The sequence below is a fragment of the Spirillospora sp. NPDC029432 genome, assembly GCF_040703975.1.
Taxonomy (GTDB): domain Bacteria; phylum Actinomycetota; class Actinomycetes; order Streptosporangiales; family Streptosporangiaceae; genus Spirillospora.
In genome coordinates this window covers 41,462-60,242 of record NZ_JBEZWH010000030.1, presented here as the reverse complement: position 1 = coordinate 60,242, position 18,781 = coordinate 41,462, and the positions used below count along the sequence as shown (strand labels likewise).

Sequence of the window (18,781 nt, the reverse complement as noted above, 5' to 3'; positions counted from 1 at the left end):
GAGCGCATGCCGAAGGACGCCGAACCGCGCCCCTGCTCGATCGCCGACACGCTCGACATCATCGGCGAACGCTGGACGATCCTCGCGATCCGCGAGCTGTTCCACGGGGTCCGGCGCTTCGACGGCATCGCCCGCAACACCGGCGCGTCCCGCGACATCCTCACCACCCGGCTCCGCAAGCTGGAGTCCGCGGGCCTCATCCGCCGCGAGCGCTACAGCGACCACCCGCCCCGCCACGAGTACCACCTGACCGCCGCGGGGCGGGAGCTCGGCGAGGTCCTGCTCGCCCTCGCCAAATGGGGCGACCGCCACCTGAACGCCGACGATCCGCCCGTCCGCTGGCACCACTCCTGCGGCGAACTCCTCGACCCCGCCATGGTCTGCGCCCACTGCGGCGGCCCCGCCGTCTCCGGCGCCCACACCCCCGTGGGGCGCGGCGTCCTCAACGCCTGATCATCGACCAGGTCCGCGGCCCGCCGTCCGGCAGGTCGTACTCGCTCACGACCTCGAACCCCAGCCGCTGGTAGAACTTCACGTTCCGCCCCTCCGACGTCTCCAGGAACGCCGGCACCCCGGCCCGTTCGGCGGCCTCGATCCCGGGCCGCACGACCGCCGCGCCCAGCCCGAGCCCCTGCGCCGCCGGATCGACCCCGACCGTACCGAGGAACCACACCGGCCCCTCAGGCCGCTGCGCCGCCATCACGGCCTCCGCCGCCTCGTACGCCTCCAGCCGGTCCCCGGCCAGCTCCGCGAACCGCGGCACCAGCTCACCCAACACGTCCGGCGGCGTCTCCGGCGTCGTCCACACGGCCACGGCCCGGACATCGTCCTCGACCCAGACCTTCCCGTACGGCAGCCCCACCCGGGCGACGAACAGCTCCTGGAACCGCTCCAGCCGCCCCAGATGATCGTCCTCCGCGATCACATGCCGCGTGAACGGATAATCCGCGAACGCCTCCCGCAACGTCCGCGCCGCCCTGGCGACATCGGCCCCCTCGGCCTCGCGCACGACAACATCCGCCAATGCGAACCTCCCATCGAAACCCCCAGCTCTACCACCCGCCAGGGGCCGCCCGCACCGCAAATACCGTCCGCCCGACCTCTACGAACGTGCTCCGCCGAAGACCTCGGCGACACTCCCCGCACTGACGGCCCGGCCCAGCCAGACGTCCAGCTGCTCCTCGTCGCTGCACGACCGGATTCGCGCCCGCTCCTCATCAGAGGGCTCCAGCCCCCGCGCCGCCAAGATCTTGAGAATCGCCCTGGCCTCGCCTTCAGCCACCCCTTCGGCCTTGCCGATGGCGGCGTAGTGGAGGGCGAATTCGCTCTGGAGCTCGTACTTCATGATCCCTCGGTCGAACGCATTTGAAGGCAACGGCTCCCGCTGCTCGACCGCGTCCCTGGGGTCGTCCAGGTCCCAGCCGTTCAGCGGGAGCCCCTCGCTGCCGCGGGTCAGTCGAAGACTTCGGCGACGGTCGCGGCGCTGATCGCCCGGTCCAGCCAGATGTCGAGTTGTTCCTTGTCGGTGCACGACTGGATCCGTGCACGCTCCTCGTCGGAGGGTTCAAGCCCCCGCCCGGCCATGACCTTGAGAATCGACCTGGCCTCGCCTTCAGCCGCTCCCTCGGCCTTGCCCTCGGCCCGGCCCTCGGCCCGGCCTTCGGCCCAGCCCTGGGCTTTGCCTTCGGCCTTGCCGATGGCGGCGTAGTGGAGGGCGAATTCGCTCTGGAGCTCGTAGTTCTCGGTCTTCATGATCTCCCTCAGGATCGAGCGGGCCTCCGCGGGTAGCCGTGACTCTACGTGGTCATAGTACTTCCCGCCGATGTCTCGGGGCAGTGCCGTCAGGGCGGCGCAGAACGCGTGCAGTACGGGACGTGTCTCGGGACCTCCGGTCATGAGGAGTGCGCCGAGGACGGCCAGTTCGGGGAGCCGGCGCGCCCGGTCCACGTCCGTGATGGGGGAGATGTCGGCCAGGTTGATGACGAGCGGTGTCAGGATCCAGCCGGGATGGCCGGTCTCGATCGGCTCGGCGCACCGGGCGGCGGTCGTCTTGTCGGGGCAGAGCACCAGGAGTACGACGTCGCACTCCTTGCGGGCGCGCATCCCGGCCATGTAGGCGGGCCAGGTGTAGCGCTTGCGCTTGCTCGGGCGGGACTGCACTTCGACGATGACGCCCAGGCTGGGTTTCTCGGGGTCGCCCAGCATGACGGCGGCGTCGCAGCGGTACTCCCTGGGGTCGCAGTCGTTCAGCGCCTCAGAGCCCAGGAAGGACTTGGAGGTCTCCGCGATGTCGAAGTCGAACATGGTCCGGAGGAGTTCGGGGACGAGAGCCGGCCGGTTCCGGACCATCTCCAGCGGCATCTCGTGATCGATCGTTGGCACGAGAGGAAGCTAGCTGTAGTCGGTAGATCACTGTGTGTGATTCACTCAATGGAAGGTAAAGAATTTCGGGGCGGGCGGGGCGCGGGGTGTTCGGGGTTGCGCCGTCCTCTGGCTGCGGGGTGGGCGGGTGGTCCGTGTCACTCGGCAGATCTGTCACAGGGGGAGGCCTGAAGCCGTCTATTGGTTAGACGGCTATTCAGGGGGCGAGACCTGATGACGGGAAAGAAGCCGATCGACGCGGTGGGCGGGAAGTGGTGGCGCGCCGAAGGCGATCATTGGAGCTTCCTGTTCGCGCGGATCGCACTGCATTCCTTCATCGTGCTGGTGGTCACTGGGGCATTCCTGACGTTCTTCTATGACCCGGACATGTCGCGGACCACCTATGACGGCTCCTACGCTCCGCTGCGCGGTATCGAGGTCAGCAGGGCGTACGACTCCACCCTGCATCTCAGCCTGGAGGTGCGCGGCGGGCTGCTGATGCGGCAGATCCACCATTGGGCCGCGCTGATCTTCATCGCCGCCATCTGCTGCCAGCTCCTGCGGATGTTCTTCACCGGCGCGTTCCGCAGGCCGCGGCGGCTGAACTGGCTGATCTGGGCCGGCATGCTGCCGCTGGCGATGGCCGCGGGCGTGACCGGTACCGTCCTGCCCGACGACATGCTCTCGGGCGGCAGCCTCGGCCTGATCCAGGGGATCACCCAGTCCATTCCCGTCATCGGAACGGACCTGGCGTTCCTGCTGTTCGGGGACGGCATTCCCGGCGACGACATCATCCCCCGCATGTACTGGGCGCACATCGTGCTGATTCCTGTGGTCATCGCCGTGCTGTTCCCGGCGCGGAGGCTGCTGGTCAGGCGGTTCGGGCACACTCGCTTCCGGGACGCCGTGCCCGGTCGGTACGGCCGCCTGCGGTCGGCGGCGCTCCTGCTGTACACGTGCGGGGTGCTGGCCCTGCTGGGCACTCTCGTCCAGGTCAACCCGATCTGGCTGTACGGGCCGTTCGAGCCCGGCGCGATCAGTGCCGGGGCCGTCCCCGGCTGGTACATGGGGTTCCTGGACGGCGCGGTACGGATCATGCCCGGCTGGGAGATCGACGTCGCCGGGCACCCGATCACCCTCGCGGTGCTGGTGCCCGCCATCATCGTTCCCGGCGCGTTCTTCACCGCACTGGCCGCCTATCCGTGGATCGAGGAGCGGATCACCGGTGACCGCCGCCTGCACCATGTGCTGGACCGGCCTCGCGACCACGCCTTCCGTACGGGGCTGGGCGCCGCCGGGGTCACCTTCTACGGGCTGCTGTGGGCCGCCGCCGCCAACGACCAGATCGCCGACACCTTCCATCTGTCGCTGTTCGCCGTGACGGCGTTCTTCCGCGTCGCCGTCCTGGCCGGGCCGGTGCTGGCGTTCGTGATCACCCGCTGGATGTGCCTGGCGCTCGTCGCCCGCGAACGCGAGGAGGCCGTGCACGGCTACGAGACCGGCCGCATCGTGATGAGCGCGGACGGCGCCTACAGCGAGATCCACGCTCCCGTCCGCCACGACGGCGGCGCGGTGACGGAGCAAGCCGAACTGCGGTCCTAGCCAGGGTCAGGCGTCGCGGAGGGCCAGGGCTTCGCTCTCGGTCAGGCCCTTGCGGGACGCCACGCGGCGGCGGGCGCGGACCTCTGCGCTGGTGCGGGGGCGGTACTTGGGCTCCCGGCCGCAGCCGCAGGGTTCGAAGCCCTCGTAGCGCAGGCCGGCCTGGAGGACGGCGGCGACGGCGGCCCAGCGGCGGTCGTCCCTCCTGCGGGGGGCGGCGAAGTCGTGCCCCGCGAAGATCATCGGGGCGCGGCACGTGGTGCACAGGTGCTCGGCGCCGTCCCAGGGGAGCTTGCGGCTCTGGCGGCACGGAACGCACACGTAGTGGACCTTGTAGGTGACCTCGGCGTACGTGCACATGGTTCGAGAGCGTAGCGCGTCAGGGGCGGCAGGGGTTTCGGTACGGGGCCTGAGGGATCTGCTGGGCCCACTGGCGTTCGGTGAGAGGGCCGACCGTGGCGCAGAGTTCGTCCAGCAGGCGCCCTGGTGAGATGGAGGCGGCGATGACGCTGCCGTCGTCGCCCATGCTGTAGAGGATCGCGCCGTCCGCGGAGAAGGCGAGGGTCTTGACCTTTCCGGCGTGCTTGGCGATCACCGTGCCGTACTGGCGGCCGGTGGCGGCGTCCCACAGCTGGACGTCGCCGTCCTGGTGGGCCGTGGCCAGCAGGGAGCCGTCCGGGGTGAACGCCGCGAGCACGCCGAGCCGGCCTTTGAGCGCGGACGCGATGTCGCCGGCGGGGACGCGGGTCCGGCGCTTGAGGTCCCACAGCACCGGGTCGCGGGCGTCCTGGCCGAACGCCCTGGTCCCGTCCGGGCTGACCGCCAGGGTCCTGACCATCGGGGGGTACGGGGAACGCGCCTCGCCGGTGTGCGTGTCGACCAGGCCGCGGGACGGCACCACGGCCCAGCGGCCGCCCGGGTCGAAGGCGGCCGCGCCGCTTCCCCCGATCGGTGTCTCGCGCAGGAACCGGCCCGAGGCCACGTCCCAGGTCAGGAGCCGGTTGCCGGTGTCGGTGCCGTTCTCGACGGCGATGGTGCGTCCGCCGTCCAGGAACACCGGTACGGCGTTCTCCGCCCGGCCCGTCGGGCGGAAGGAGGTGATCTTGGTGCGCCGGCGGGTGTCCCACACGTCGATCGTGGGGCGCGGGACGCTGTAGGCCGCATTCGGGTCGCCGTGGTCGCCGGGCATGATGGCCAGGTAGCGGCCGTCCGGGCTCAGCCGCATCGGGGTGGGGTCGTGCTCGACCTCCTTGTGGCCGGTGGGCAGGCCGGGCAGCAGCGTGCGGCGCCGGGCGTCCCACAGGTGCACCTGGCCGCCGCCGGTCGTCGCCAGCAGCGAGCCGTCGGCGCTGAACGTGCTGTTGAGCAGCGCGGACCGGCCGCCGGGCGGGGCGATGACGGTACGTCCGGTGACGTCGCCGATGTTCAGCGAGACCACGCGGCCCGCGCCGGCGCAGCGCAGGACCCGGGCGTCGGGCGTGAACCGGCAGTCCTCCCTGAACTCGCTCTGCTCCCCGTCCGGCCGCCGCGCCGGGAGGTCGAAGAGCGGCTGCCCCGCGATGTCGTGGGTGCTTCCGTAGACGTCCAGGTCCCACATCCTGAAGCCGATGGCCATGAAGCGGCCGTCGGCGCTGAACACGGGGACGTCCACCGACCTGTTCGGGTACGCGCCCTCTTCCAGGACGAAGCCGGGATCGTTCACCGTACGCGTGCCGCCCTGCGGGTCCTCCAGCTCGTCAGGGTCGACGAACCACACGGAACGGGCGAAGCCCAGTGCCAGCTCGTCGCGGCCCGGCCGCCAGGCGATCTTGTGGACCGTCCCCATGCCGGTGTCCCGGACCTCGGAGATCTTCTTGCGCTGCCGTACGTCCCACAGCTCGACCGCCTTGCCGAAGGCCAGCGCGACGCGGCGGTCGTCCGGGCTCACCGCCCACTCGCCGGGCGAACGGTCCCATTCGAGGACGGGCTTGCCGCCCCGCACGTCCCACAGCACCGCACGCCCGTCCTCGCCGGGAGCGGGACGCGAGTCGTCCTCGGCGTCCTCGCGGTCGGCCATGAGCAGGTTCCCGCTGGAGGAGAAGCGGAAGCGGCTCAGGTCCGTTCCCAGGGACGCGCCGACGGGACGGCCGGTCGCGACGTCGAACAGCCGGGCGTTCCCGCCCTGGAGCTCCCGGGCGGCGGCCAGCCGCCGGTCGGGGCCGAGCGCGACGTGCGAGTGCAGCCGCGCCCCGAACGTGCCGATCCGCCGGTGCGTGCCGGCGTCCCACAGGACGACGCGGTCCGAGGTCCTGCCGATCACGACCTCGCCGTCGTGGCCGAGCGACAGATCGGTGTCGGACGACTGCCGGCCCGGCGGCAGCCAGACGTCCCGCTGTCCCTGGTAGCGGGCGGCCACCAGCGCGCGATGGGCCTCTTCGCCGCCCGTCAGGTCCGCCGCCGCGAGCGCCAGCCGCCGTCCGAGCAGCGGATCGGAGTCGCGGAGTTGAGCCGAACGGTCGGCCAGCCGCGCGCCGACCGCCTCGTCGCGCTGGAGCGTCACCGTCCGCCGCTGGTCGAAGACGATGACCACGGCGGTGACGGCCACGATGAGGAGGACCGCCAGCACGCCGGTGAGCAGGCCGCGCAGCCGGACGCGGCGGCGGGCCAGCGCGGAACCGGCGTCCAGGAACGCCCGTTCGGCCGCGTTCAGCACCAGGTACGTGCGGCCGGTGGCGGCCCAGTCGAGCGCGCGGCGCAGCCGCGTCCCCTGGTACAGGTCGCCGCTGCGGCGGCCGCCGTCCGCCCAGGTCCGCGCCGCCTCGGCGAGCGACTGGTGGACGGCCAGACCGCCGCGTTCGGCGTCCACCCACGCGCGCAGCCTCGGCCACGCCCGCAGCAGCGCGGCGTTCGCGATCGCCACCATGCCGCCGTCCCTGGTCAGCAGGCCGGCCGCGGTGAACGCCCCGATGACCCGGCCGGCCGCGTCGTCGCCCGCGAAGTCGGCGGCCGGTGCGCGCCGCAGGGTGTCGTCGGCGCCCTCGCCGGGCAGCACCATCCGCAGCAGTACGCGCGGTACGGCCTCCTGCGCCACCGGGTCGAGCCGCGCGTAGACCGACTCCGCGGCGTCCCCGAGCGTGGGCTGGGGCGCCTCGCCCGCCGGGGCGGCACCGGCCGCCGCCTCGCTGCCCGCCGCCAGCAGCGCCGCCGTCTCCGTACCGCCGTCCAGCAGCGCCATCAGCACCTGCTGCGACGACGGCCGCTCCTTCGGGTCGCGGGACAGCGCCGCCGCCACGATCGGGCGCAGCGACTCCGGCAGCACGTCCAGGTCAGGACGGCGGTGCAGGACGGCGTTCATCACGGCCGCGAGATTGCCGCCGTCGAACGGGGCGCGTCCGAGCGCGGTGAACAGCACCACCGCGCCCCACGCCCACACGTCCGCCGCCGCCCCCACGGGCTCCTGCCCGAACGCCTCCGGAGCCATGTAGCGGGGAGTGCCCTTCACGCCCGTCCGGCTGCGGGTCATGTCCTCGGTCCGGGCGAGCCCGAAGTCGATCACCCGGGGACCGTCCGGCCCGAGCAGCACGTTCGCCGGTTTCAGGTCCCGGTGGACGACGCCGGCCCGGTGGATCGCCGCCAGCGCCGTCGCCACCGCGACCGCCAGCCGCTCCAGGGCGTCCGCGCCGTACGGGCCGCCGTGCTCGACGGCCCGCTGGAGGTCGGGACCGGGGACGAACTCGCTGACCACGTACGGGAGGTCCGCCTCGAGGTCGGCGTCCAGGATCCGGGCGGTGCAGAACGCCGCCACCCGCCGGGCCGCCTCGACCTCCTTGGCGAGCATGCCGCGCCGCCGCTCCTCGACGAACTCGCCGTGCAGCGCCTTCACCGCGACGCGGTCGCCCGCCGGGCCGTACGCCTCGTACACCACGCCCTGGCCGCCGGCGCCGAGCCGGCCCGCGAGCCAGTAGCCGCCGAGCTGGCGCGGGTCTCCGGGGACGAGCGGCGAGGCGGCCATGGCGTTCCTCTCGGGGGGCCGGGTGTTGATCTTCCCGACCTTCAGACGCACGGCGCGCCCCGCGAGTTGGCAGCGGGGCGCACGGCCCGGTTCACCCGATCGTCAGCACTCGATGACGTTGACGGCGAGGCCGCCCCGGGACGTCTCCTTGTACTTGTCGAGCATGTCGCGGCCGGTGTCCTTCATCGTCTTGACGGCCCGGTCCAGGGAGACGAAGTGGCGGCCGTCGCCGCGCAGCGCGATGCGGGTCGCGGTGATGGCCTTGACGGCGCCGACCGCGTTGCGCTCGATGCACGGGACCTGGACGAGGCCGCCGACGGGGTCGCAGGTCAGGCCCAGGTTGTGCTCGATGCCGATCTCGGCGGCGTTCTCCACCTGCTCGGGGGTGCCGCCGAGGACCTCGGTGAGGCCGGCGGCGGCCATGGAGCAGGCGGAGCCGACCTCGCCCTGGCAGCCGACCTCGGCGCCGGAGATGGAGGCGTTCTGCTTGAACAGGGCGCCGATCGCCCCGGCGGTGAGGAGGAAGCGGACCGCGCCGTCGTCGGAGGCGTTCGGGACGAACTTCGCGTAGTAGTGCAGGACGGCCGGGATGATGCCCGCCGCTCCGTTGGTGGGGGCGGTGACGATGCGGCCGCCGGCGGCGTTCTCCTCGTTCACGGCGAGGGCGAAGAGGGTGACCCAGTCCATGGCGTGCAGCGGGTCGGTGCCGTCCTCGGTGAGGAGGCGGCGGTGCAGCTGCGGCGCCCGGCGGCGGACCTTGAGGCCGCCGGGGAGCAGGCCCTCGCGGGTGCAGCCGCGGTCGACGCACGAGCGCATGACCCGCCACAGGTCGACCAGGCCGCCGCGGATCTCCTCGGCGGTGCGGCCGAACGCCCGCTCGTTCTCCAGCATCAGCGCCGAGATCGACAGTCCGGTCTCGCGGCAGTGGTCGAGCAGTTCGGCGGCGGTGTCGAACGGGTACGGCAGGACGGTGTCGTCCGGCTTGATCCGGTCGGCGCCGGCGGCGTTCTCGTCCAGGATGAAGCCGCCGCCGACCGAGTAGTAGACCTTGGAGCGGAGCTCGTCGCCGGCGGCGGTGTACGCGGTGAAGCGCATCCCGTTGGGGTGGCCGGGCAGCGACTCCTTGCGCTCGAAGACCAGGTGCTCGCCCACCACGAACGGGATGTCGTGCGAGCCGAAGAGCCGCAGCGCCCCGGCGGAACGGATCTTCTCCAGGCGGGCGTCGACGGTGTCGACGTCCACGCGCTCGGGCTTGTCGCCCTCCAGGCCGAGGATGACGGCCTTGTCGCTGCCGTGCCCCTTGCCGGTCAGGCCGAGCGAGCCGTACAGGACCGCCCGGACGGACGCGGTCTTCTCCAGCAGCCCGTCGCGGTGCAGGCCGCGCGCGAAGCGGTGGGCGGCCGCCATCGGCCCGCCGGTGTGCGAGGAGGAGGGGCCGATGCCGATTTTGAAGAGGTCGAAAACGCTGATCGCCATGAATCCTCCTCGGCGCCCCCTCCGCGCCGTCGCGAAGGGGGCGGGGAACCCCTACAGGCCGGGGTAGAGAGGGTGCTTGTCGGAGAGGGCCTTGACGCGGGTGGCCAGGGCGTCCTTGTCGAACGACGGCTGCAGCGCCAGGGCGATGACGTCGGACACCTCGGCGAAGTCCGCGGCGGTGAAGCCGCGGGTGGCCAGGGCGGGCGTGCCGATCCGCAGGCCGGAGGTGACCATCGGCGGGCGCGGGTCGTTGGGGACCGCGTTCCGGTTGACGGTGATGCCGATCCCGTGCAGCCGGTCCTCGGCGTCCCGGCCGGTCAGCTCGGAGTCGACCAGGTCGACCAGGACGAGGTGCACGTCGGTGCCGCCGGTGAGGACCTTGACGCCGGCCTTGGCGGAGTCCTCGGCGGTGAGCCGCTCGGCGAGGATCTTCGCGCCCTCGACGGTACGGGCCTGCCGCTCCCTGAACTCGCCGGACGCGGCGATCTTCAGCGCGACCGCCTTGGCGGCGATCACGTGCTCCAGCGGGCCGCCCTGCATGCCGGGGAACACCGCGGAGTTGATCTTCTTGCCGTACTCCTCGCGGGCCAGGATCAGCCCGCCGCGCGGCCCGCCGAGCGTCTTGTGCGTGGTGGTGGTGACGATGTCGGCGTGCGGGACGGGCGAGGGGTGCAGCCCCGCCGCGACCAGCCCGGCGAAGTGCGCCATGTCCACCATGAGCAGCGCGCCCACCGAGTCGGCGATCTCGCGGAACGCCGCGAAGTCCAGCTGCCGCGGGTACGCCGACCAGCCCGCCACGATCATCTTGGGCCGGTGCTCGGCGGCCAGCGCGGCGACCTCGTCCATGTCGACCAGGCCGGTCTCCGGGTGGACGTGGTACGCGACCACGTTCAGCATCTTGCCGGAGTAGTTGAGCCGCATGCCGTGCGTGAGGTGCCCGCCGTGCGCCAGGTCCAGGCCGAGGATCGTGTCGCCCGGCTGGAGCAGCGCGAAGTAGACGGCCGTGTTGGCCTGCGCGCCCGAGTGCGGCTGGACGTTCGCGTGCTCCGCGCCGAACAGCTCCTTGGCGCGGTCGATGGCCAGCTGCTCGGTGACGTCGACGAACTCGCAGCCGCCGTAGTAGCGGCGGCCCGGGTAGCCCTCGGCGTACTTGTTGGTCAGGACCGAGCCCTGCGCCTCCAGCACCGACACCGGGGCGAAGTTCTCGGAGGCGATCATCTCGAGCGTGGACTGCTGCCGGTCCAGCTCGGCGGCCACCGCCTTCGCGACCTCGGGGTCGGCGGCGGCCAGCGAGTCGTACAGGCCCACGGTCAGCCCTCCTCGGTCAGCTTGGCGTACGCCGCCGAGTCCAGCAGGTCGCCCGGCTCCTCGGAGATCCGGACCTTGAAGATCCAGCCCTCGCCGTACGGGTCGTCGTTGATGACCTTGGGCTCGTCGACCACGGCGGTGTTGACCGCGGTGATCTCGCCGCTGACGGGGGAGTAGAGCTCGCTGACGGACTTGGTGGACTCCACCTCGCCGCACGGCTCGCCGGCCTCGACCGTGTCGCCCTCGCCGGGCTGCAGCTCGAGGAAGACGATCTCGCCGAGGGCGTCGGCGGCGTGCGCGGTGATGCCGACGGTCACGATGCCGTCGCCGTCCTCACCGAGGCCCGACACCCATTCGTGCTCCTCGCTGTAGCGGAGCTGCTCCGGAACGCTCACGATGCTTTCTCTCCAGATCTCAGGAACGCTTGTAGAAGGGCAGATCGACCACGTCGACCGGCTCGCGCCTGCCGCGGACGTCCACGGCCAGCTCGCCGGACACCGTGCAGTCGACGTACGCCATGGCGATCGGCCTGCCCAGTGTGGGCGACGGGGCGCCGCTCGTCACCACCCCGCACGGCGTGCCGTCGGACGTGACCACCTCGTACCCCTTGCGGGGCGCGCGGCGGCCGCGCGCGACCAGCCCCACGAGCCTACGGCCTGGCGGGGTCTGCGCCTGCGCGGCCAGCGTGGCCTTGCCCACGAAATCGCCGGGCTTGTCCAGCTTGACGACCCGGCCGAGGCCCGCCTCGTACGGGGTGGTCTCGGCCGTCAGCTCGTTGCCGTACAGGGGCATGCCCGCTTCGAGGCGGAGCGTGTCGCGCGCCGAGAGCCCGGCCGGGACGACGCCCTCGACGGCGGCCAGCTCCCGCCAGAGCCGGACGGCGTCGGCGGCGTCCACGAACAGCTCGAAGCCGTCCTCGCCCGTGTAGCCGGTACGGGCGATGAGCGCGTCCACGCCCGCGACCTCGTCGGCGGTGATCGCGTAGTACTTCAGGTCGGGCAGCGGCGCGCCGGTGAAGCGGGCCAGGATGCCCTGCGCCTCGGGCCCCTGGAGGGCGATCAGGGCGTAGTCGGCGGACCGGTCGGTCACCCGCGCCTCGAAGCCGGCCGCCCGCTCGGCGAGGGCGTCCAGGACGACCGCGGCGTTGGCGGCGTTGGCGACCACCATGAACGTCTCGTCGGCCAGCCGGTACACGATCAGGTCGTCCAGCACCCCGCCGTCCGGCGCGCAAATCATCGTGTAGCGGGCCTTGCCGACGGCCATCGGCGACAGGTTGCCGACCAGGGCGTAGTCCAGCGCGGCGCCCGCCCCGGGCCCGTCCAGGAAGATCTCGCCCATGTGGGACAGGTCGAACAGCCCCGCGCCGGTGCGGACCGCGCGGTGCTCGGCGGTCTCGCTCGCGTAGCGCAGCGGCATCAGGTAGCCGGCGAAGTCGACCAGGTTGGCGCCGAGCTCCCGGTGCACCTCGTACAGCGGGGTCGTCCTGGGCGGCGGTCCTGGCGGTGTTCCGGTGGTGTCGGTGTTCTCGGCGGGCACGGGGTCGGCTCCTTCGTCGCGGGCGCGTGGGTCAATCGTCCCACCCGCACCGGGCGTGGTCTGGGCCTCCCCCTCTGTCATCGGCGCCTGAGAGCTTCACCCGTCCCGGGGGAGGGCTTTCACCTTCGGCGGGGGACGGCTCCCGTGGGGCGCGTCCCCGCTTTCCAGAGGTCGCCTGGTCCGTGCGGTCCGTGGGCCTGAGAGGTTCCGGGGAGGAGTTGCTCCTTCGGCGTCCCTGACCGGCTGCCAGGGACTCTCCCGCACGGGATCAGCGGCTGCCGCCAGGCTAGCAGCGCCGTCCGGTCCGGGGCCATGTGTGTGGATCGGTACGCGGTCGCGCCTACCGCGTATCACGTACCCTTGACAGGTCGTCCGAGATCGTCGAGGAACGGGGCACGCATGGGCTGGCTGGCGGGAGTCTTGATCCTGTTCTTCGGCCTGATGGCGTCGATCGCCCTGCACGAGCTGGGGCACTTCTCGTTCGCGAAACTGTTCCGGGTGCGCACCACGCAGTTCATGGTCGGCTTCGGGCCGACGCTGTGGTCGCGGCACAAGGGCGAGACCGAGTACGGCATCAAGTGGATCCCGCTCGGCGGCTACATCCGGATGATCGGGATGCTGCCGCCGCGCAAGGGGGACGCCTCCGGCCAGGTGCGGCAGATCAGCACGGGCCCGTGGCAGGGGCTGATCGAGTCGGCCCGGGGCGCGGCGCTGGAGGAGGTGCGGCCGGGCGACGAGGACCGCGTCTTCTACGCCAAGAAGTGGTGGCAGAAGCTCACGATCATGTTCGCCGGCCCCGCGATGAACCTGCTGCTGGCGGTGATCTTCTTCGCGATCCTGCTGATGGGCATCGGCACCCTCACCCCGCAGCCGGTGATCTCCACGGTCGAGAAGTGCGCCATCCCGGCGAACTCCAAGCTCACCGACTGCCCGCAGGGCTACACCCCGACCCCGGCCGCCGCGGTGGGCCTCAAGCCCGGCGACCGCATCGTCTCCTTCGGCGGCAAGAAGGTCGGCGAGTACTCCGAGCTCCAGGCCATGATCCGCGACTCCGGCGGCCGGACGGTCGCCATGGAGGTCGAGCGGGCCGGCAAGACCATCCCGCTCCAGGTGCCCATCGCCAGTAACAAGATGTACGACCTGGAGGACAACGACAAGGTCGTCACCGTCGGGTTCCTCGGCATCACCCCGCTCCAGGAGCGGGAGCGCAAGGGCCCGGTCGCGGTTGCCGACCACATGGCCGAGCTGACCGCGCACACCGCCGGGGCGCTGATCCGGCTGCCGCAGAAGATGGTCGGCGTCTGGGAGGCCGCGTTCGGCGGCGAGAAGCGCGACCCGAACGGGCCGATCGGCGTCGTCGGCGTCAGCCGGCTCGGCGGCGAGATCGCCGCGTCCCCGCAGCCGGTGCTCGACAAGGTCGAGATGTTCATCCTGCTGCTCGGCTCGCTCAACCTGGCGGTCGGGCTGTTCAACCTGATCCCGCTGCTGCCGCTGGACGGCGGGCACATGGCCGGGGCGCTGCTGGAGGCGATCAAGAAGTTCTTCGCCCGGCTGTTCGGCCGCCCCGACCCCGGGTACGTGGACGTCGCCAAGGCGCTGCCCGTCACGTACGTGATGGCGGTGGTGCTGATCGTCATGGGCGGGCTGCTGATCTACGCCGACCTGGTCAACCCGATCCGGTTCGGCGCGGGTTAGCGTCGCGCCGGCAGCGCGCTCAGGACGGCCCCGCTCAGGAGGGCTCGGCTCAGGACGGCCCCGTTCAGGACGGCACGGTGGGCGCCTCGCCCGTTGCCAGGAAGTGCTCCAGCGCCTTCACGTACGGCCCGATCTCGATGCCCTGCCCGGCCAGCCAGGCGTCCGAGCAGTAGGTGTGCGCGTACCGCTCGGCGCCGTCGCAGATCAGCGTGACCACGCTGCCGCGCTCGCCGCGCGCCCGCATCTCCGCGATCAGCCCGGCCGCGCCCCACAGGTTGGTGCCGGTCGAGCCGCCCACGTTCCGGCCGGTCACCGCGCGGGTCCAGCGCATCGCGGCGATCGACGCGGCGTCCGGCACCCGGATCATCCGGTCGATCACGGTGGGCAGGAACGACGGCTCGACGCGCGGCCGCCCGATGCCCTCGATCCGGGAGCCCGCCGCCGTGCGGGTGGCGTCGCCGTCCTGGAACGCGCCGTAGAACGCCGAGCCCTCCGGGTCGACGACGGCCACCCGGGTCTGGAAGCGCCGGTACCGCGCGTACCGGCCGATCGTGGCGGACGTGCCGCCCGTACCGGCCCCGACGACGATCCAGGACGGCTCGGGGAAGCGCTCCAGCCGCAGCTGCTCGAAGATCGACTCGGCGATGTTGTTGTTGCCGCGCCAGTCGGTGGCCCGCTCGGCGTAGGTGAACTGGTCCATGAAGTGCCCGTTGCACTCGCGGGCCAGCCGCCGCGACTCGGCGTAGATCGCGGTCGGGTCGGCCACCAGATGGCAGCGGCCGCCGTAGAACTCGATCAGCTCGATCTTCTCCGGGCTGGTGCGCTCGGGCATCACGGCCACGAACGGCAGCCCGATCAGCCGGGCGAAGTAGGCTTCGCTCACCGCCGTGGACCCGCTGGACGCCTCGATGATCGTGGTGTCCTCGCGGATCCAGCCGTTGGCCAGGCCGTACAGGAACAGCGACCGCGCCAGCCGGTGCTTCAGCGACCCGGTGGGGTGGACGGACTCGTCCTTCAGGTACAGGTCGATGCCCCACTCCGGAGGCAGCGGGAACACGTGCAGGTGCGTGTCGGCGCTGCGGTTGGCGTCCGCCTCCACCAGCCGGATCGCCTCGGCGATCCACGCCCGCCGATCCGGGTCGCACCGGTCCACGGCCTGGGTCATCGGCACCGTCCTTTCCGTCGGGAGCACGATATCCGCGCACGCCACAAGGCAAAATGGAGGCTGGGGTGATCATGTCGGAGTTCTTCACGCTGCGCATCGTCGACGCGGGGCGTGCGCCGCTGCTCGGCTTCTTCCTGGCGTTCATCGTCACGTTCGTCGTGACGCGGGTGAACGTCCGGCTGATCCGGGCCGACGTCCGGTTCTGGTTCAAGAACGTCCAGGCGGGGGACCTGCACATCCACCACGTCGTGTTCGGCGTGGTGCTGATGCTCGTGGGCGGGGTCGCGGCCATCGCCGTCCCGGACGAGTACGCGGGCTGGGACGTCACCGCGGCGGTGGTCTTCGGCGTGGGCTCGGCCCTGGTGCTGGACGAGTTTGCGCTGATCCTGCACCTCAGCGACGTCTACTGGACGGAGAAGGGCCGGGCCAGCGTGGACGCCGTGTTCGTGGCGATCGCGGTCACCGGCCTGCTGCTGCTCGGCGTGCGCCCGGCCGGCTTCGAGGGCCTGCAGCCGGATCTGGACGCCGACATCAGCCGCCCGCTGCTGGTCGGCGTGTACGTCTGCTCGCTGATCATCAACCTGGTGCTGGCCGTGCTCACCCTGCTCAAGGGCAAGATCTGGACCGGTCTCATCGGGCTGTTCCTGCCCTTCCTGCTGGTGATCGGGGTGATCCGGGTGGCGCGTCCCGGGTCGCCGTGGGCCCGCTGGCGGTACGCGCCGGGCTCGCGGCAGCACCGCGCGGCCGTCTACCGCGAGGCCCGGTTCCGCCGGCCGCTGATCCGCGCCAAGATCTGGGTGCAGGAGTTCATCGCGGGCCGGCACGACCTGATCCCGCCCGAGCTGCGGCACCGCACCCGGACGCTGGAGCGCCGCCGGCAGGTCAGGCGCCGCCCGTTCGACCACGCGCACCACGACCGCCGGAGCGAGCCGCCGTCGCCGGAGCGCCCCACCCGCCACAACTGAGACCGGCTCGCGGGCGACCGGGTCAGTCGAAGACCGGGGCGACGGCCCGCACGGTCTCGATCGTGTCGGCCTCCCCGGCGGACTTGTCGGGCCGGTACCGCAGCACGCGGGCGAACCGCAGCGCGATCCCGCCCGGGTAGCGGGTGCTGCGCTGGACGCCGTCGAACGCGATCTCGACGACCAGCTCGGGCCGGACATGGACGGTCCAGCCGTCCTCCCGCACGGCCAGGGCGCGCAGCTTCTCGGTCTGCCAGGCCAGCAGCTCGTCGGTGAGCCCCTTGAACGTCTTGCCGAGCATCACGAACCCGCCGGTCTCCGGGTCGCGCGCCCCCAGGTGCAGGTTGGACAGCCATCCCTCGCGGCGGCCGCTGCCCCGTTCGACGGCGAGCACGACCAGGTCGAGCGTGTGCCGCGGCTTGACCTTGATCCAGCCGGCGCCGCGCCGCCCCGCCGTGTACGCGGTGCCGGGCGCCTTGACCAGGACACCCTCATGCCCGCGCGCCACGGCGTCGTCGAAGAACGCCTTGGCCTCGGCCGGGTCGGCGGTCACCAGGCGCGGCATCCGCAGCTCCTCGGGGACGGCCCGTTCCAGCGCCGCATGCCGCTCGGCCCCGGGCCGGTCGAGCAGGTCCTCGCCGTCCAGGTGCAGCACGTCGAACAGGAACACCGACAACGGCACCCGCTCCGGGCCGCCACCACCACCGCCACCACCGCCGCTGCCGCCGTCGCGGCGGCCGCGGGTGGCGGTGCGGGCCCCCGTCACCTGGAACGGGTGCGGCCGCCCGTCCGGCCGCAGCGCGATCAGCTCGCCGTCGAGCACCGCGTCCCGCACGGGCAGCCGGCGCAGCACCTCCACGACCTCGGGGAGCCGGTCGGTGATGTCGTCGAGCGTCCTGGTGAAGACGGCGATCCGCGGCTCGCCGTCCGGCGGGCGGGCGATGTGGACCTGGGCGCGGACGCCGTCGAGCTTCCACTCCACGGCCGCCTCGCCGCCGATCTTCTGGTACGCCTCCTCCATCGACGGCGCGGCGGCGGCGAGCATCGGCTTGATCGGCCGGCCCACCTCCAGCGCGAACGCCCGCAGGCCGCCGGTGCCGTCCGCCAGTGCCGCGGCGGCGACCGGGCCGAGCGCGCCGCGCAGCATCAGCGCCCGGCGCACTTCGGCGGCGGGCACCTCCGCGGCCGCCGCGATGCCCTCGGCCATCACGCCCTCCAGGGCGCCCTGGCGCAGCTCGCCCGACAGCAGCCGGATGAGGAAGTCCTGCTCCTCGTACGTGGCGCGGCCCATCAGCGCGGCCAGCAGCTCGCGGCGGCGCGCCACCGAGCCCTTGCCCGCCACGGCGCCGATCGCGGTGAACGCGGCGTCCACCTCGGGCACGGTCAGCGTCGCCTCGGCGGCCGGCGGCGGGACGTCGCGCAGCGAGGCGTACCCGACGCCGATCTGCCGCTGGGGCAGCTCGCCCGACAGGTAGGCGACCACGAACGGCGCCTCGCCCGGGCCGGCCGCCCGCAGGCAGCCGGCCAGCAGTCCGATCTTGGCCTTCCGGGCGGGCGTCCCGGCCACGGCCGCGGACGTACGGGCGATCTCCACGAGCAGCACAGTCACATTGTCTTCCCCGGGTACGACAGTGTTATCGCGGCGCGCGGGCCGCACCCGCGCCGGCGGGGACCGCGGGCGCCACATACACCTGCCTTCGCGAAAGGTGGTCAGCCGGGACGGGGGCGATTACCGTGCGAGTGTCATGGGGCGACCGACGGAGTCAACCGAGGAGTCACGCGTGGGCCTGCCGCGTCCGCCGGAACCCTTCCAGAGGGTGTACTCGCCCCCGGATCCGCCGTCGCCGGCCCGGGGGCCGCGGCTGCTGGCGATGGCCGTCGCGCTGCTGGCGTTCGCGCTGGCGGCCGCGGGGGTCTTCTGGCTGGCGCCGGGCGGCGGCGGGGACGACCGCGTCGTGCCGGCGTCCATGCCGTCCGGGGACGGCCGGGAGGCGCCGAGGTCCTCCGGCGGCGCCTCGCCCGCCGCGATCGGGAAGCTCCCGCCGCCGTGCGGGACGGTCGCGGCCGGGACGGTCGGCAGCCTGATCCCGGAGGCGCAGCGCAGGGAGAGCTCCAACGAGACGCTGACGACGTGCACCTACTGGTCCCGCGCGGACGGGTTCCGGTGGCTGCGGGTCGAGGCGTACCTGTACGCGCCGGCCCACACGGCGACGCCCGTGGAGGACGCCAGGCGCTACTTCGGGGCGCAGTGGGCGCAGGCCCACGAGGGCGGGCTGGAGCGGACCGTGAGCCTGGCCCGCCAGTCCGGGATGGGGGACGAGGCGTACCGCCGGTTCAAGGTCGACAAGGGCCAGCCGACGGCGGTGGGCGAGGTGACCGTGCGGGTCCGCAACGCGGTGGTGACGGTCCACTACAGCGAGCAGGCCGGCGCGGGCGGCGCCGACGCGCGGGAGGCGGCGTGCCTGGGCAATGCGACCCGGGTCGCCCGGGAAGTGCTGCGCTCGTTCCGGTAAATCATTTCCGCCGGGAAACGACCGATCATGGCTTATTCGCTTTATCATGCTGCCATGGCTGTTCCGAAATGGGCGGGGCGGCGCGTGCGTCCCGCCGTGTCACGTATCCCTGTGTGACCGGGACGGGACGGCTTGCATTTCCGGGAAAGAGGAGGTCGGCGACGTGGCCGCACAG

General features: G+C 72.4%; 16 protein-coding genes and 1 riboswitch. Of the genes, 5 read left to right on the top strand and 11 right to left on the bottom strand.

Features of this window, described 5'->3' with window-relative positions; genetic code table 11:
- The first annotated feature begins 6 nt into the window (after positions 1-6).
- Positions 7-453, top strand: a complete 447-nt coding sequence (locus tag AB0881_RS23290; RefSeq protein WP_366619788.1) for a helix-turn-helix domain-containing protein — start codon at positions 7-9, stop codon at positions 451-453.
- Here the strand turns inward: AB0881_RS23290 and AB0881_RS23285 are convergent.
- The 3 genes from AB0881_RS23285 to AB0881_RS23275 all read right to left on the bottom strand — a co-directional run bounded on the left by AB0881_RS23285 (position 443) and on the right by AB0881_RS23275 (position 2,382).
- Entirely contained in the window at positions 443-1,024 is a 582-nt protein-coding gene (locus AB0881_RS23285; protein ID WP_366619786.1) for a GNAT family N-acetyltransferase, read from the bottom strand. The two genes, AB0881_RS23290 and AB0881_RS23285, sit on opposite strands and share 11 nt — an antisense overlap.
- Before the next feature lie 78 nt (positions 1,025-1,102).
- Entirely contained in the window at positions 1,103-1,345 is a 243-nt protein-coding gene (locus AB0881_RS23280; RefSeq protein ID WP_366619784.1) for a hypothetical protein, read from the bottom strand.
- 107 nt (positions 1,346-1,452) lie between these two features.
- Positions 1,453-2,382 carry a hypothetical protein gene (locus AB0881_RS23275; protein WP_366619782.1) on the bottom strand — a complete coding sequence of 310 codons (930 nt, stop codon included), beginning with the start codon at positions 2,380-2,382 and terminating at the stop codon, positions 1,453-1,455.
- A gap of 213 nt (positions 2,383-2,595) precedes the next feature.
- Here AB0881_RS23275 and AB0881_RS23270 point away from each other — a divergent pair, with 213 nt between their 5' ends.
- Positions 2,596-3,963, top strand: a complete 1,368-nt coding sequence (locus AB0881_RS23270; RefSeq protein WP_366619781.1) for a cytochrome b N-terminal domain-containing protein — start codon at positions 2,596-2,598, stop codon at positions 3,961-3,963.
- Between the two features lie 6 nt (positions 3,964-3,969).
- Here the strand turns inward: AB0881_RS23270 and AB0881_RS23265 are convergent, their stop codons facing one another.
- The 6 genes from AB0881_RS23265 to gcvT are packed head-to-tail and all read right to left on the bottom strand — an operon-like array spanning position 3,970 to position 12,271.
- Positions 3,970-4,320 carry a hypothetical protein gene (locus AB0881_RS23265; RefSeq protein ID WP_366619779.1) on the bottom strand — a complete coding sequence of 117 codons (351 nt, stop codon included), beginning with the start codon at positions 4,318-4,320 and terminating at the stop codon, positions 3,970-3,972.
- A gap of 19 nt (positions 4,321-4,339) precedes the next feature.
- Entirely contained in the window at positions 4,340-8,002 is a 3,663-nt protein-coding gene (locus tag AB0881_RS23260) for a WD40 repeat domain-containing serine/threonine-protein kinase (RefSeq protein WP_366619777.1), read from the bottom strand.
- A 51-nt stretch (positions 8,003-8,053) separates the two neighbouring features.
- Complete coding sequence (locus tag AB0881_RS23255; protein WP_366619776.1) at positions 8,054-9,427, bottom strand: L-serine ammonia-lyase; 1,374 nt, start codon at positions 9,425-9,427, stop codon at positions 8,054-8,056.
- Between the two features lie 51 nt (positions 9,428-9,478).
- Complete coding sequence (gene glyA / locus AB0881_RS23250; RefSeq protein ID WP_366619774.1) at positions 9,479-10,735, bottom strand: serine hydroxymethyltransferase; 1,257 nt, start codon at positions 10,733-10,735, stop codon at positions 9,479-9,481.
- Positions 10,736-10,737: 2 nt separating this feature from the next.
- The gene (gene gcvH, locus AB0881_RS23245) at positions 10,738-11,130 is read right to left on the bottom strand and encodes a glycine cleavage system protein GcvH (protein ID WP_366619772.1); all 393 of its coding nucleotides are present in this window, start codon (positions 11,128-11,130) and stop codon (positions 10,738-10,740) included.
- 19 nt (positions 11,131-11,149) lie between these two features.
- Complete coding sequence (gene gcvT, locus AB0881_RS23240; protein ID WP_366619770.1) at positions 11,150-12,271, bottom strand: glycine cleavage system aminomethyltransferase GcvT; 1,122 nt, start codon at positions 12,269-12,271, stop codon at positions 11,150-11,152.
- A gap of 175 nt (positions 12,272-12,446) precedes the next feature.
- Positions 12,447-12,542, bottom strand: a riboswitch (glycine riboswitch).
- A 128-nt stretch (positions 12,543-12,670) separates the two neighbouring features.
- Here gcvT and AB0881_RS23235 point away from each other — a divergent pair.
- Positions 12,671-13,966 carry a site-2 protease family protein gene (locus tag AB0881_RS23235; protein ID WP_366619768.1) on the top strand — a complete coding sequence of 432 codons (1,296 nt, stop codon included), beginning with the start codon at positions 12,671-12,673 and terminating at the stop codon, positions 13,964-13,966.
- 64 nt (positions 13,967-14,030) lie between these two features.
- Here the strand turns inward: AB0881_RS23235 and AB0881_RS23230 are convergent, their stop codons facing one another.
- Positions 14,031-15,131 (bottom strand): PLP-dependent cysteine synthase family protein, encoded by a 1,101-nt coding sequence (locus AB0881_RS23230; protein ID WP_366619766.1) that lies wholly within the window; start codon positions 15,129-15,131, stop codon positions 14,031-14,033.
- Between the two features lie 71 nt (positions 15,132-15,202).
- Between AB0881_RS23230 and AB0881_RS23225 the strand changes: the two genes are divergently transcribed.
- Positions 15,203-16,096, top strand: coding sequence for a hypothetical protein (locus AB0881_RS23225; protein WP_366619860.1), 894 nt, complete (start codon positions 15,203-15,205; stop codon positions 16,094-16,096).
- Positions 16,097-16,118: 22 nt separating this feature from the next.
- Here the strand turns inward: AB0881_RS23225 and AB0881_RS23220 are convergent, their stop codons facing one another.
- Complete coding sequence (locus tag AB0881_RS23220; protein ID WP_366619764.1) at positions 16,119-17,696, bottom strand: ATP-dependent DNA ligase; 1,578 nt, start codon at positions 17,694-17,696, stop codon at positions 16,119-16,121.
- 178 nt (positions 17,697-17,874) lie between these two features.
- Here AB0881_RS23220 and AB0881_RS23215 point away from each other — a divergent pair, with 178 nt between their 5' ends.
- Complete coding sequence (locus tag AB0881_RS23215) at positions 17,875-18,606, top strand: hypothetical protein (protein WP_366619762.1); 732 nt, start codon at positions 17,875-17,877, stop codon at positions 18,604-18,606.
- Positions 18,607-18,781: the final 175 nt, after the last annotated feature.

Bases quoted from the DNA above. Each gene is read 5' to 3' on its own strand.
- AB0881_RS23235 (WP_366619768.1), top strand. From the start codon at position 12,671: ATGGGCTGGCTGGCGGGAGTCTTGATCCTGTTCTTCGGCCTGATGGCG.
- AB0881_RS23225 (WP_366619860.1), top strand. From the start codon at position 15,203: ATGTCGGAGTTCTTCACGCTGCGCATCGTCGACGCGGGGCGTGCGCCG.
- AB0881_RS23230 (WP_366619766.1), bottom strand. From the start codon at position 15,131: ATGACCCAGGCCGTGGACCGGTGCGACCCGGATCGGCGGGCGTGGATC.
- AB0881_RS23265 (WP_366619779.1), bottom strand. From the start codon at position 4,320: ATGTGCACGTACGCCGAGGTCACCTACAAGGTCCACTACGTGTGCGTT.
- AB0881_RS23255 (WP_366619776.1), bottom strand. From the start codon at position 9,427: ATGGCGATCAGCGTTTTCGACCTCTTCAAAATCGGCATCGGCCCCTCC.
- AB0881_RS23280 (WP_366619784.1), bottom strand. From the start codon at position 1,345: ATGAAGTACGAGCTCCAGAGCGAATTCGCCCTCCACTACGCCGCCATC.
- AB0881_RS23290 (WP_366619788.1), top strand. From the start codon at position 7: ATGCCGAAGGACGCCGAACCGCGCCCCTGCTCGATCGCCGACACGCTC.
- AB0881_RS23270 (WP_366619781.1), top strand. From the start codon at position 2,596: ATGACGGGAAAGAAGCCGATCGACGCGGTGGGCGGGAAGTGGTGGCGC.